The following is a 13,586-nucleotide window of genomic DNA, read 5'->3' as shown; positions in this document are numbered from 1 at the left end:
TAAATGTAGTGTATGCAGCACCATATTGATATACAGTGCTGCATGCCATGCGATGTGAAACATTTTTATTCCTATGTTTAATCAAAATTCAACTTCCACTGTTGTTCCACGTCTAGGCTCGCTTTCGAATGTGAGCTTTCCATTGTGGGTTTTTATAATATCGTTGGCAATCGCAAGACCTAGGCCAGATCCTTTGTGTCGTTCACCGGTGTTGGTTCCACGGTAGTAGCGATCAACTATTTTCTCTAATTCTCCCTTCTGAATGCCTTGACCATTGTCTTGAATACGAATATGTGTTTGTTCGTCTTGCATAATGTTAACGATGATATGCACATCCGGACTGTTATGAACAAGTGCATTGTAAATGAGATTGTTGATAGCCCTGCGTATAAGCAGTTCATCGACATCGGCGTAGATTGGTTCTTTTTCAAATTGGAAATCTATATGTCTGCCTGAATATTTAGGGTCGTTCAAAATATCGATCACGATCGTGCGGATCAAAGACACGATGTTGGTACGTGCAAGATGCAAAGATAGCTTCTTGTTTTTTAGTCGGGTGGACAAGTTCAAGTCTTCTATTACATCTTTCAAATACAGTGATTTCTGTTCGATAATATCGGCGTATTCTTGCATTTCCTCGACGGTAAACTGATACTCGTCATTTTTCATCAGTTCGGCATAGCCTTGAATGGAAGCAAGCGGTGTTTTCATATCATGTGAAATATTGCTGATCCATTCTTCCTTCATGATGTCCAGCTTTTTTCTTTCACGCTCATTGGATTGCAGCTCCAACGAAAGCTCATTTACATGCTGGAATACATCGCGATATATGCCCTTCTCTTCGTGTGTGGCAGGGTATTTCTTGTTGGCTAACTGCTTGATCGCTTCCATAAGTTTTTTTAGTGGTTTGGTTAGTCTCGTGCTGTAGAAGTAGCCTATGATTAAAGCAATAATCACATCAATTGCCAAAACGAAGATACCCCCCAGTTGAAACAGCTGGAGGAGTTCTTGCTTGTCGTATATCCATACTTTTTTTCGTAAATCCGGGTCGCGGAAGCCGATCAAATAACTATAACTTTGATTATTAGCCCGTTCTTCACCAATGAGTATCGTTGTATCCCCGTCGATTTCATAATATTTATAAATCTGCACGATTTGGATAGGGGTATACTTCTTAGGCAGAGAATTAGGTGCAAGGTAGCTGTATATGTGCTCGCCACGGTCATTCAGCACTTGAATCCATGCCTGATGATTGTTGAGCCTATTTTTCCCTTGCTCTGTTATCGTCACTTGATTGTTTACGATGGATAGCTGTTTATGAAAATCTCTCGTCATTCGTTCAGCATCCGTTTGAGATAATGGAGCTTGACCTTGAGAAAATCCCTGAACCAAATATAACCCGAAGATTACCATAACATTGGTTATGAAAACGAACACAACAGCAATCACGACGGCGGTAAGAAACTTCCCTGTCAACTTCCACTTCATAACCCTACTCATCCTTTTTTACGAGCTTGTAGCCCAATCCTTTAACTGTAATTAAATAAGTTGGGTTGGAGGGATCGACTTCAATCTTCTCTCGCAGCCGTCGAATATGCACCATAACCGTATTATCGAAGCCAAAGTAATCTTCTCCCCATACATGCTGGCAGATCGTTTCCTTGCTAATAATTTGGTTCGGATGTTTCATAAACAATGCCATGAGTCCGACTTCTTTTGGCTTCAGCTCAATGACTTGTCCATGTTTGCGGAACTCTGTCTTTTCGTGGTCGAATTCAAATGGTCCCACCGTAATAAGAGGAACGGTAGGTTCCTCAATGATTTGGTAGTCAGCTCTTCTAAAATGAGCTTTAATGCGATAAGCGACTTCCTTTGGGCTGAAAGGTTTTGTAATATAGTCATCTCCACCAATTGCGAGACCTAGCAGTTTATCGATTTCTTCTGTTTTGGCAGAGAGAAATAGGATAGGGACGGTAGAAATATTTCGAATCTTCTGGCAAACATCATAGCCTTCTCCGTCAGGCAGCATAATATCAAGGACGACGACATCTGGCTGAATGTGTTCAAATTGTGTGATAGCATCCGCTGCCGTGGCTGCTGTGTATACGTGCTCGATGCCTTCTTTGTTTAGAACTGTTTTGAGTAGACGGACGATATCCTCTTCATCATCTACGATAAGCACTTTCTTATGGAGTGACATGATCCATCACCTTCTGATTATTTTCTTAGCGGAAACAATCGCCAATACGTTAAGCAGCGCCAGATCCATTCTACAGGACCAAAGCGGAACTGGCTCAACCATAGATGGCTGAGTGCAATTTGCACTACCCAAGTGATCGCGCATACCCCTAAAATAAGGAATGCAGGCGAAGCGATATCGATAAGGAGCGGCAATATAAGTATGCCGACCGCCGTCTGTCCTAAATAATTGCTCATTGCCATTTTTCCGCACATATTCAAGGGTGATAGCACTATTGTTCCCAGCTTTGTTTTCGATAACGCAAGAAGCGTAAGAATATAGAATACCACAAGAATAGGTTGGGAAGTGATCAATAAAATGTGCTTCAGTTTGGGCTCGGTCAAGGTGAACTGTGCGATAACAGACACTATGCTAATCATGCCGAAAATAATGAGCAAACGCGCGTGTTGTAGGGGCATTTTTTTCAAACTGGACAAAATATTCATGTTCATCAGTGTGAACCCTTCTACAAAATAAACGAGAAATGAAGTCATAGCGGTTATTAGTAACATGATGTCCAAGCTAATTGGTATACCAGGCTTTCCAACATGCAAATAGTCATAGGCCGAGATATTAACAATGATTCCGATTATATGCAGAGATGCAGATATCATAAATAATATTTTTGCTGGAATCTTATGCAGTGCCAATAACACTAATCCAATTATCGCATACGGAAGTAGTACATCTCCGCCCCAGACAAGGGAATGAATATATCCGATAATCGCTAACACGAGCATTCGTCTTATATAGAAGCGATATGGGGTTCCTTTTTGTTTAGCTCGGGTCAAAAAAATAGCTGCCCCAGCACCAAACAACAATGAAAAGATTGCGTAAAACTTCCCTGTAAACAATACTTCAATCCAATCGTAATTAGGGAATAAGCTGTTATCAAATTCAGTCAACTGAATGAAATTGAAAATGTTAACTAAAAATATGCCCATCATTGCAAAACCACGTATCATGTCGAGTTCTACGATCCGATTTTGCTGCGGTGCATGTGATTCTTGTTCGTTCATGTTAAACGTACTCCTCTTTTTTTAAAATAAATGAAGGTAAACGTCTAGGTACAGTTGCTGATATGCTTGGCAGACGGCACAAGACGTGTAACCACAAGAATCATCATAACTAGCCTACCTTACATCAAATTCATCGGAACCTTACACGAACCTTAAATATTTGAGCAGACCCAGTCAGTTCGCAGGCAGGAGAAGTTGTGAACTTCTCGTACACTGGTTCCTTTTGGTATATAATATTGGAATCGATAGAGAGAAAAGGGTTGGTATTATGGGCAATATCGAAACTCCAGAGCAGCATCGCAAGTTATTCAAACGCACTTTAATCGTTATCGTTATCTCACAAATGTTCGGCGGAGCGGGGTTGGCGGCTGGAATTACCGTTGGGGCATTGCTTGCTCAAGAAATGCTTGGAACCGATAGTTACGCTGGTGTTCCTGTAGCACTGTTCACTCTTGGGTCGGCGGTTGCCGCACTGCTTGTAGGAAGATTATCTCAACGTTATAGTAGGCGCGTTGGTCTTGTGACAGGATTTATGACCGGTGGTATCGGTGCTATTGGGATTGTGCTTGCAGCGATTTCGGACAATATTGTTCTGTTGTTTTCCTCCTTACTCGTATACGGTGTTGGTACAGCTACCAATTTACAGGCGCGTTATGCAGGTACGGACTTGGCATTACCGCATCAGCGGGCTACTGCAATCAGTATTGCAATGGTTTCTACGACATTTGGTGCCGTAGCGGGGCCAAATCTGGTAGGAGTAATGGGGGAATTCGCACTTTCAATTGGCGTTCCTGCGCTCGCTGGACCATTTATGCTCGGAGCGGCGGCATACATACTTGCAGGTCTTGTGCTATTTATATTTCTTCGTCCCGATCCATTAGTGCTCGCCAAAGAGATTGCGGCAGCAGCTCAGCAAGCTGCTATTCGTAATACGACTGAGGTGCACGCGCATCCGGCAGGCATTCATAGAAGAAGTGTCGCGATTGGGGCGACTGTTATGGTCGTGACTCAGCTTACGATGATTGCAATTATGACGATGACTCCCATCCACATGACGCATAACGGGCATGGGATGAGGGATGTCGGTCTCGTTATTGGTGTTCACGTAGGCGCGATGTATCTTCCTTCACTCATTACAGGATTTTTGGTAGACAAGTTGGGGCGGACTGCGATTATTATTGCTGCGGGTGTAACATTACTGGCATCAGGTTTGCTGGCGGCATTGGCTCCTCCTGATTCATTGCCTTTGCTTATTACAGCGCTCGCATTGCTTGGACTTGGTTGGAATTTTGGTCTTATTAGCGGTACTGCGCTTATTGTGGATGGAACGGAAACGAGCACGCGTGCGAAGACGCAAGGATCAGTAGATGTGCTAGTTGCATTGGCTGGAGCATCAGGTGGAGTAGTGTCAGGCGTAGTTGCGGCACATTTTAGTTACTATACACTTTCGCTAGTAGGCGGGCTGCTGTCTTTATTGCTTATTCCGGTTGTGATCTGGTCTAGTGTGAAGTCAAACAGACTATGAGGAGATTATATGAGTAAGCGTTGGAGCTTTGTTATCATAACCCTAGTCTTTTTGTTTGTTGCGGGAAACCTCTTTTCCTTATCCTATATACTTATTGCGGGATACTTATTTGGAGGGCTATTTAGTAAACTAATCGGGATTGGAATTGTGTGGGGTGTTGTTTATTTATATTTCAAATGTATACCTTATAAGATAAATAACTTAGTACGTAGGTCAATTATTGTGGTGTTAGTTTTATTTTCTGTATATGCATTGACAAATTCTTTTTACAATGGATTTTTAGATGATTAACTGAGGCATGAAAGATTATAAACCGGTTGATATTATTTTCATAATAAATCCTCTATATAAAGGCCAGAGTATTTGCTTAAATAAGCAAGCGCTCGGGTCTTTTTTTTGATTTCTTTACACATAATGAAGGAGAAAGAAGAAAGTGAAAGTTGAATTGCACCCTTGTGGGTAAATTTGGTACGATAATTTATAATCTAGTAAAAATTAACTGTATATATGAATTCCGCTTCTAACATTTTGAAGGAGGCTTCATCCTATGAAACATAGCTGGTTGGGCAAACATCATCTTTATTTGGATGAGGTGCATGTGACCTCCGTCGGGCATGTGACAATTGGTTGCTATGGCGGACATACCGGAGCAGGTTCATGTAAAAATGAAGATGGCGCATTTGTCCTCGTTGAGCCACAAAGACAGTGGGTATTCACGATGGTATTGGATGCTCATAATAGCGCAGAAAGTGCGGAATGGCTGCTAGAGGCTGTGGAACAGAGGAAGGACCAGCTCTTATCTCTACTAAATAGTGAGTATGCTTTTACAAGATTGGAACCTTTCTTTGTCGATTTGTTTCAAAGTGAGGCTTCACTAGATGCCTACAGCAAGATGAATGGAGAAACGGCGTGTATTCTCATTTACCAGCGTGGATCTTATGTGTGGTGGCTTTCTGTTGGTGATTGTGCTGCCTATGTGCTGCATCCTGAAATGAAGCGACTAGGACAATATGCGCTGAACCAAAGACAGTTTTTTGAATGGGTAGGTCATGTAAACAGCTTCTCTTTGCCTGTACCGTGCTATACGGTGGGAAGAAGACAGCTTAGGAAGGGACGCAACGAAATTGTTGTGCTGACCGACGGTGTGTTGGATGCCGCTGATCACTATTTTGCAAATCCCAATCATATTTATGAAGCATTCTATCAGGAACGACCAGCATCAGTAGGAGTAAATGAAGTGCTCCAATATGTGTATCGTGTGGCTGGCAAAGACAGCGCAACTGTCGTTTGCTGGAGCTACCATAGTGAGGAAGAGGGATTAATTCCTTCTGATCAGATGAAAAAGTAGTTAGCATTAGTTATCGATAGATTAGATGAAGCTTAGGAGAAAAAATAATCATTTATAACGTATAGAAAGCAGGATGACACATGACGACACTAATTGAATCTAGACTTAATGAGATGGGAATTGTACTGCCGGAAGTAAGTAACCCTGCTGGAAGTTATGCAAATTACGTTATTGTGAACGGACTGATGTTTATTTCAGGAAAAGGGCCGTCAGGAAAGCCGAAAGGAAAACTGGGAAGAGAGTATACTGCTGAGGAAGGCTATCAATTTGCGCGAGAAGCGGCGATTGAAGTACTTGCTGTCGTTAAGGATGCACTAGGTACGTTAGATCGAGTAAAAAGAGTCGTAAAAGTGCAAGGATTTATTAATGCAGTACCTGAATTTGAAGAACATGCTAAGGTTTTGAATGGATATTCCGATCTGATGTATGAGGTGTTTGCGGAAAAAGGAGTGCACGCAAGATCGGTACTTGGGGCTGTATCGGTTAGAGACAATCTACCGATTATCGTGGATTCTATTTTCCAAGTAGAAGAATAAGTAGAATGATAGATTCTCAACCTTCAGAGGGGGCGAGCATGGTGGAACAGCATGCCTATTTAGATAGTATAAAGAAACAATTTCTCTACTACAAAACCATTGGCGAAAAAGCGATGGAGCAAGTCGAACCAGAGCAACTATTTATGGCTGTGCATGATGATTCCAATAGTATTGCTACTATCGTGAAGCACTTGTGGGGGAATATGCTCTCAAGATGGACGGATTTTCTGAAGACAGATGGAGAAAAGCCTTGGCGCGACAGAGATTCGGAATTTGAAAATGATATCCAGACGAAAGAAGAGCTCCTTCAGAAATGGAATGAAGGATGGGCGTGTTTGTTTGACGCTCTTGAATCTATCAGACCTGACCAACTATCGCACATTATTTATATTCGAAATGAAGGTCACACCGTAATGGAGGCTATCAATCGGCAATTGGCTCACTACCCGTATCACGTAGGGCAAATCGTATATGCAGCAAAGCTGCTTAAAAAGGGCAGTTGGGATAGTTTATCGATTCCACGGAATCGTTCGAACGAATTTAACGCTAACAAGTTTTCTAACGAAAGAGCGGTCAAACATTTTTTAGATGAAGAGCTGCGAAAATGAAAAATATGATATTTATTTATCGTGATCATTCACCGTTTTAATAGAACAGCTAAAGGAGATGGTAGAAATGTTCGATAAGAGTGCGCAATTGTATGATGTTATCTATAGTTTTAAAGATTATGAGCAAGAGGCCGAGCAAATTCGCGACTATATGCACAGCAGACATCCTGAGGCAAAGACAGTATTGGACGTAGCCTGCGGCACAGGCAGGCATGTTGAATATTTGAATCGAGATTATAATGTGGATGGCATCGATCTGAATAAGGAGTTTGTAGCGCTTGCGCAGCAGCGAAATCCAGATTCGAGCTTCTGGTGTGAAGATATGACTCGGTTTGATGTAGGTCGTAAATATGATGTGGTCATGTGCTTGTTCAGCTCGATAGCATATGCGAAAACGTTGGATGCTGTAGTACGTACGGTACAGCAGTTCAGCAATCATTTAGAGGATGGCGGTTTGATTTTAATTGAACCATGGTTTACTCCTAAGGCGTGGCAACCAGGATTCGTCTCAATGATTCAGCATAAGACGGAGGAGTATCAGATTTGCCGAATGACTCATGCGGATACGGAAAATGAACTGTCGATCTTGAATTTTGAATATTTAATCGGTTCGAAGACAGGCATTGAGCATCGGAAGGAACGCCATGAGTTAGGGTTGTTTGGACAAAAGGAACTAACACAAGCTTTTGAATCGATAGGGATGAAAGTGGAGTATGATCCAGTTGGATTAATCGGTAGAGGGATGTATGTACTGCGTCCAATAGGAGGAAGCGAAAATGGAGTGCTATGACAAGCTGATCGTAAGACCATTAACAGGTGATTTACGTCATGATACATACCAGTTTCTCGTGGACAATGGTCGTCCAGACACTGCGCAGCATTGCTTAGATGTAGCCGATGAGGCACGTAAAATTGCTCTTCAATATGGTGTCGATCCTGATACAGCCGTATACAGCGGCTATTTGCATGATATAAGCGCAGTTATTCCAAACGATGAACGTATTGCTGTTGCTAATAAGCTCGGTATCGAGGTGCTGCCAGAGGAAGAAACATTTCCGATGATTATTCATCAGAAGCTATCCAGACAAATGGCGATTGATCTTTTTAAGGTGGATGACCATCAAATTATAGATGCCGCAGGATGCCATACGACTTTGCGAGCTAGTCCGACAGAGTTAGATAAAGTACTGTTCGTAGCAGATAAAATAGCTTGGGATCAACCAGGAAATCCTCCTTATTTGAATGAGATCAAACAGGCTTTGGAGCAGTCGCTTGATGCTGCATGTTTTAGCTATATCGATTATTTGTGGCAGCGGCGTGAGCAGTTGAAGGTGGTTCATCCTTGGTTGAAAGATGCATACTATGAGCTGAGGGATGAGGTGTAAGTGTTATTATTCATGTGGTAACATCATTTTTCTAGGAGGGAAATATGAGCGTAATTATCAGAATAGCTAGTTCATTTCTTTCATCACTCCTAATCAGTTTCACACTTGCCTATATAAATACAGTTCCTGAGTCTGAACGTTTACCAAATACATATTACATTTCTTTCTCGGGCAATTTTATAGCTCCATTTCTTTTTTTAATGTTGATTTATATCGTAGTGGCCGTTCTTTTTTCACTAGTAATTGATAATAAACTAAGAACAATGAAAGTAAGTGCTTTTATAAGAGAAATCGTATCCATAACACTATACTTTGTTGGGGGAATAATTACGGCGTTTATTTTCTTTAGTTTATTAGGAGGGCCGACTTATGCTGTGAATAGGTTTGGGGCTACTATTTATGGCGGGGCCTTTGCGCTTGTTTATTACGCAGTCACTAGAATTTTAGAAATAATTTGTTATAAGAAGAAGAAGGGTATGACGTTATTATTTTAATGAAACAAAGATGAGAATATGTACAGAGGAGATAATGACAACAAGCAATCCATGAATAGAAAAAGAGCTATAAAATGATTGGTTACAATCATTTTATAGCTCTTTTTACTGTAATACCGATGGCCGGACTCGAACCGGCAAGCCTTGCGGCACCGCATTTTGAGTGCGGCGTGTCTGCCAATTCCACCACATCGGCAAATCGTATGGGGCGACCGAGGGGAATTGAACCCCCGAATGCCGGATCCACAAACCGGTGCGTTAACCACTTCGCCACGATCGCCATAACGTTTGCCTTACAAGAATATAATTTATCATATTCATCAAGTGAAGGCAACGTGCAAATTATGGTAAAAAATTGAGATACCACGAGTTGATTGCAGGAATCCTGAAGTGTTTTTTTCTATTGATACGTATAGTTTTGTATTATTCGGGAAGTTTAATAACAAAAATTAGGATTCTTTATATGTATAATACAAAAATGTAATTGAATAATGTATATTTTAGGAAGTGGCGAAGAAGGTTAGCCTTAAAAAAGGGGGGGTGCTTATAAACTTTAAGACTGCAATACGCTAAAAAATGATTCTATGGGTGCATCTAATTTATCGTGGGGAAGGTGGATGCTGAAATGGAAAAGAAACTTATTCTCGTAGAAGGCTCTCCGATATGGGTTGAACTTATTCGTGAGCAACTTGAACGTGATACGGAGAAATGGATGATTCCATGTCATATAAACAGACTAGAAGGTTTTCAAGAACGTATCTCTAGTTGTTTGGATTCTATTGATGCTGCTGTAGTAGATTTGCATTTTGAAAGTCATTTCTCTGGGCTAGAGCTTCTACGAAAAATTAAGGAGGTATTTAACTGCCCGATTGTTGTATTGTCATCTCATTTCGAGCTCGAATGGATGATAGAAGCCAATCAAGCTGGTATGGACAACTTTCTGGATAAACGTTATCTTCATGAGTTACCCACCATTATAAGACATTCCATGAATCATAGTCCTCTATGGTCAAATTCTTCCGTGCAGCTCCTAATTGAAAATCTCTCCCGGCTACTACATGAACATCACTCAAAAGTATTAACACACATGGAAAAAGAAATACTCAGTTTGATTTATAAAGGATATACCTTGTCACGAGTACAAAAAGAGCTTTGCATTGCAGAGAGAACAGTTAAAAATCATGTCAATCGGATTCTAAAGAAACTTCAAGTTGCTTCTAGCAAGGAAGCGGCCAAACTTGCTTATAATAAGAAAATGTTAAATATATAAGTTTGAGAAAGAGATTAATGATTCATCTACTAGTTATGCCTTTGAGTAGCGCTGTTATTATATTCAGATATTCCTATAGGGGGTACCTAGTAAAATGGGTACTTATGCAGATAGGGTAATGAATCTATTATAGAGCTAACCTACTTGGGGGGGATGAAAGTGAGTCTAGCAGCATTTATACAAATCTTTCTCTCAGTTATTTTTCTGGCGAGCACAGCTCCAAAGTTTATGAATCCGCTTCCATTTCGAAGGACACTTGAACAACTTGGTGTGACAAACAAATTGATACCCCTAGGTTCTCGAGTGATTCCAACTACTGAGCTTATTGTTGCGCTATTGATTTTAGTAGAGGAGACACGTGTGTTTGGACAAATAGGTATTGGAGCGCTATTGATAAGCTTTAGTTGGGCGGTGTGGAAAGCGAGAGGTAAAGAGCTAGATTGTAATTGTTTTGGTAATCTACTGCCAGAACAATTTGGAGCGAAGACGATGTCAAGAATCATATTGCTTGCAATCATGGTTATTTATTTATTTGTTAACTCGCAACCAACAGGGCTCCAAGCTACACCGATTCAAGAATGGTTAGCGGCCCTATTTATTACATTATCCATCATGCTAGGATACGGGTTGCTTAGTGCGATGCAGCAGTTTCGAAAGTCATCACTTAAAAAGTGAGGTGACGTAATGAATATCATGCAGTGGGCCGAACTGGTCATGTATGTGATGCTAATTTTGGTTACTTATTCTTTGACACAAGTTTACCAGCGCTCTATTAAAAAGGAGCTTTATAACAGTAATATGGGCTTGGCAAAAGGAGAGAAATTCCCTTTACTGAATCTCCCCAGTATGACAGGAGAAGTGATATCTTTAGTTCGTCCGAGTACGGAAGGCACAATAGTAACGTTCACTTCAACAACTTGTGCTTATTGTGCATTATTATACCCAACCTTGACCCCATTCCAAGAAAAACAACCCCAGCTAAAAGTCGTCAATCTTATGGTAGGAAATATGGAATCAATTACTGAGAAAATCAACGAATTTGAGATGAAAATACCTATTTCCTTAATTGAGGAAGAAGATCTACCTAATTTTAATGTGAAGTTACTTCCATTCGCCTACTTTTTAAACGCGGATGGGAAAGTGGTAGCTAAAGGAGCTGTGAACACGGAAGACGACCTGAAAATACTTTTACAAATGGCACGAACCGCTTAAATAAATCCGAATTCGACGGAGGGGAGTTCACTGCGCGATAGTAGTAAGCGCTCCGCTTGGAAGGCAGCTGCAGTTATTGTAGGCATGTTGTGGAAATTTGAGCGCGGTATGTTCATGCTTACTGTGGTGTTATTTTCGATCGTGGCAATTATTCCAGCCATACAGATATATGTGACGGAAGGAATCATTGATGCGTTGACACAGGTGACCACTTCGGCAGGGCAAAAAGAAAATTTGGTTTATGAAGCCTTCACTTGGATTACGATACAATCGGTTATGATTATTGGCTTACTTGCTATTACTGTTCTAAGCGATCGAATTTCTTTACGCTTAAGAATGAAGATGGCGTTTCACATTGAAGCGCAAATTGCAGATAAAGCAGTCAGGCTGCCGTTGATTACCTATGATCAACCGGACTATTATGACCGATTACAAAGAGTTTCTAACGGTATGAGCAGTCGTGCAATGACAGTTATTCAAGAATTATTTTCATTAGGCCAAGATTGTTTTACATTTACAGCGATATTAATTGTACTTATCGGATTTCATTGGTCTGTAGCAATCGCTCTCTTACTTATTGTTATTCCTTCTTTTATACTCAACGTTCGCATAGGACAAGCATATTTTTGGCAAATGATTAGTCAAACAACTGTACTTCGCAAATCCCGTTATGTGTTCTCATTATTGAGCGGGCGAGATTCTGCTAAAGAAATCCGTATCTACGGAATAGCATCGTATCTGCGGGAGATATGGTCTAAGCTCTATTGGAAAAATGCAAATGAGCAATTTCAGTTGCAGACGAAGGCTCTGAAGTATAACGCCATTCAAGAGGGGGTGGTCGAGGGTGCCTTATATGCAGTAAGCGGGTTATTAGTGTGGCTGTGCGCAGGAGGATCTCTATCTATTGGGTCATATGTCTCGATTACGCAAGCGATTCGTAGGTCACAACAAAATTCTGAGGTGATGGCACGCAACTTATCTCATTTTTATCAAGATGCATTACACGTAGGGGAATGGATTTTGTTTATGCAGATGAAAGAAGAGGAACGACCAGAGTATCCGATGATGTTAAATGGTCCCTTACATAGGGGAATTGAAGCTTGTAATCTCACATTTAAATACCCTAATTCAACAAAACCGATTCTGAAAGAGATTTCCATACAGATTAAACCGGGGCAACGAGTTGCAATTGTTGGCCAAAATGGAGCGGGGAAAAGTACGTTAGTGAAATGTTTAATCGGATTGTACACACCTCAAGAAGGAACCGTAACGTATGATGGGGTGCCGTTAAACAGCCTTGATCCGAATAGTTATCGCCAGCGAATTACAGCTGTTTTTCAGGACTACATGCAATATCAACTACCTGTGCGTGAAAACATTGGATTTGGTCAGTTAAGTCATATGAAAAACGATGAAAAACTGCTAGAAGCAGCGCGTAAAAGCGGTCTTGAGAAATGGATTCTTGAACAGTCACAGGGAGTAGATACGCCTCTTGGTGTGATGTTTGAAGGAGGACATGAGCTATCTCAAGGACAATGGCAAAAGATTGCACTTAGTCGAGCTTTTTTTCGAGATGCCGAAATTGTTGTATTGGATGAGCCTACAGCCTCAATGGATCCGATGGCGGAAGCTGAGTTATATCGCTTATTCTCATCATTAACGGAAAATAAGATTTCTTTCATGGTTTCACATCGGCTTGGCAGTTGTAAGCATGCGGATATGATTCTCGTTCTAGATGAAGGTCGTATTATTGAGCAGGGAAATCATTATGAGCTCATGCAAATGGATGGCTTATATGCAGCAATGTTTCATACTCAAGCTGAATTATACTATGACAAGGAGGTGATATCATGATATTCGAGCCATTAGATTGCAATTGTACTACTATTAGTTGTACAAATAACGCCGATGGAAAACGTTACAAAGTAAGAGCATGTAGCGGTAGTTGGG

The 13,586-nt window shown here is 41.0% G+C and carries 15 protein-coding genes and 2 tRNA genes; 12 read left to right on the top strand and 5 right to left on the bottom strand.

All coding sequences use genetic code 11. From position 1 onward, the window contains the following. Positions 1-81: 81 nt before the first annotated feature. Genes NQ117_RS19455 through NQ117_RS19445 form a run of 3 tightly spaced genes read right to left on the bottom strand, consistent with a single transcriptional unit; the run spans position 82 to position 3,258 of the window. A complete protein-coding gene (locus NQ117_RS19455; protein WP_258279676.1) occupies positions 82-1,488 on the bottom strand; it encodes a sensor histidine kinase in 1,407 nt (468 codons plus the stop codon). A gap of 4 nt (positions 1,489-1,492) precedes the next feature. Then, entirely contained in the window at positions 1,493-2,200 is a 708-nt protein-coding gene (locus tag NQ117_RS19450; RefSeq protein ID WP_258279675.1) for a response regulator transcription factor, read from the bottom strand. A 17-nt stretch (positions 2,201-2,217) separates the two neighbouring features. Continuing rightward, on the bottom strand, positions 2,218-3,258 hold the full coding sequence (locus NQ117_RS19445) for a DUF418 domain-containing protein (protein ID WP_258279674.1): 1,041 nt from the start codon (positions 3,256-3,258) through the stop codon (positions 2,218-2,220). Positions 3,259-3,526: 268 nt separating this feature from the next. On the opposite strand from NQ117_RS19445, the gene NQ117_RS19440 reads away from it, so the two are divergent. The 8 genes from NQ117_RS19440 (at position 3,527) to NQ117_RS19405 (ending at position 9,154) form a co-directional block, all read left to right on the top strand. Further along, positions 3,527-4,783 (top strand): MFS transporter, encoded by a 1,257-nt coding sequence (locus NQ117_RS19440; protein ID WP_258279673.1) that lies wholly within the window; start codon positions 3,527-3,529, stop codon positions 4,781-4,783. 9 nt (positions 4,784-4,792) lie between these two features. Next, positions 4,793-5,074: a hypothetical protein gene (locus NQ117_RS19435; RefSeq protein ID WP_258279672.1), complete on the top strand. Its 282-nt coding sequence runs from the start codon at positions 4,793-4,795 to the stop codon at positions 5,072-5,074. A gap of 256 nt (positions 5,075-5,330) precedes the next feature. Then, complete coding sequence (locus tag NQ117_RS19430; protein WP_258279671.1) at positions 5,331-6,131, top strand: protein phosphatase 2C domain-containing protein; 801 nt, start codon at positions 5,331-5,333, stop codon at positions 6,129-6,131. An 80-nt stretch (positions 6,132-6,211) separates the two neighbouring features. After that, positions 6,212-6,667 (top strand): RidA family protein, encoded by a 456-nt coding sequence (locus NQ117_RS19425; protein ID WP_258279670.1) that lies wholly within the window; start codon positions 6,212-6,214, stop codon positions 6,665-6,667. Positions 6,668-6,705: 38 nt separating this feature from the next. Continuing rightward, on the top strand, positions 6,706-7,275 hold the full coding sequence (locus NQ117_RS19420; RefSeq protein WP_258279669.1) for a DUF1572 domain-containing protein: 570 nt from the start codon (positions 6,706-6,708) through the stop codon (positions 7,273-7,275). Between the two features lie 67 nt (positions 7,276-7,342). After that, positions 7,343-8,065, top strand: a complete 723-nt coding sequence (locus tag NQ117_RS19415; RefSeq protein ID WP_258279668.1) for a class I SAM-dependent DNA methyltransferase — start codon at positions 7,343-7,345, stop codon at positions 8,063-8,065. After that, on the top strand, positions 8,052-8,660 hold the full coding sequence (yqeK, locus tag NQ117_RS19410) for a bis(5'-nucleosyl)-tetraphosphatase (symmetrical) YqeK (RefSeq protein ID WP_258279667.1): 609 nt from the start codon (positions 8,052-8,054) through the stop codon (positions 8,658-8,660). Before NQ117_RS19415 ends, yqeK begins: the two co-directional genes overlap by 14 nt. 44 nt (positions 8,661-8,704) lie before the next feature. Beyond that, on the top strand, positions 8,705-9,154 hold the full coding sequence (locus tag NQ117_RS19405) for a hypothetical protein (RefSeq protein WP_258279666.1): 450 nt from the start codon (positions 8,705-8,707) through the stop codon (positions 9,152-9,154). 114 nt (positions 9,155-9,268) lie between these two features. Here NQ117_RS19405 and NQ117_RS19400 read toward each other — a convergent pair. Together NQ117_RS19400 and NQ117_RS19395 are read right to left on the bottom strand one after the other, a co-directional pair. Beyond that, positions 9,269-9,350, bottom strand: a tRNA-Leu gene (locus NQ117_RS19400). An 8-nt stretch (positions 9,351-9,358) separates the two neighbouring features. Then, positions 9,359-9,434 (bottom strand) — tRNA-His (locus NQ117_RS19395). Between the two features lie 345 nt (positions 9,435-9,779). Here NQ117_RS19395 and NQ117_RS19390 point away from each other — a divergent pair. From NQ117_RS19390 to NQ117_RS19375, 4 genes are all read left to right on the top strand, one after another. Next, on the top strand, positions 9,780-10,424 hold the full coding sequence (locus NQ117_RS19390; protein ID WP_258279665.1) for a response regulator transcription factor: 645 nt from the start codon (positions 9,780-9,782) through the stop codon (positions 10,422-10,424). 159 nt (positions 10,425-10,583) lie between these two features. Beyond that, a complete protein-coding gene (locus tag NQ117_RS19385; RefSeq protein ID WP_258279664.1) occupies positions 10,584-11,099 on the top strand; it encodes a MauE/DoxX family redox-associated membrane protein in 516 nt (171 codons plus the stop codon). A gap of 9 nt (positions 11,100-11,108) precedes the next feature. Further along, the gene (locus NQ117_RS19380) at positions 11,109-11,636 is read left to right on the top strand and encodes a TlpA family protein disulfide reductase (RefSeq protein WP_258279663.1); all 528 of its coding nucleotides are present in this window, start codon (positions 11,109-11,111) and stop codon (positions 11,634-11,636) included. A gap of 84 nt (positions 11,637-11,720) precedes the next feature. Continuing rightward, a complete protein-coding gene (locus tag NQ117_RS19375; protein ID WP_258279662.1) occupies positions 11,721-13,490 on the top strand; it encodes an ABC transporter ATP-binding protein in 1,770 nt (589 codons plus the stop codon). Positions 13,491-13,586: the final 96 nt, after the last annotated feature.

Source organism: Paenibacillus sp. SC116, from assembly GCF_024733555.1.
Classification (GTDB): Bacteria; Bacillota; Bacilli; order Paenibacillales; family Paenibacillaceae; genus Paenibacillus_B.
This window is presented reverse-complemented; position numbering and strand designations above follow the sequence as displayed.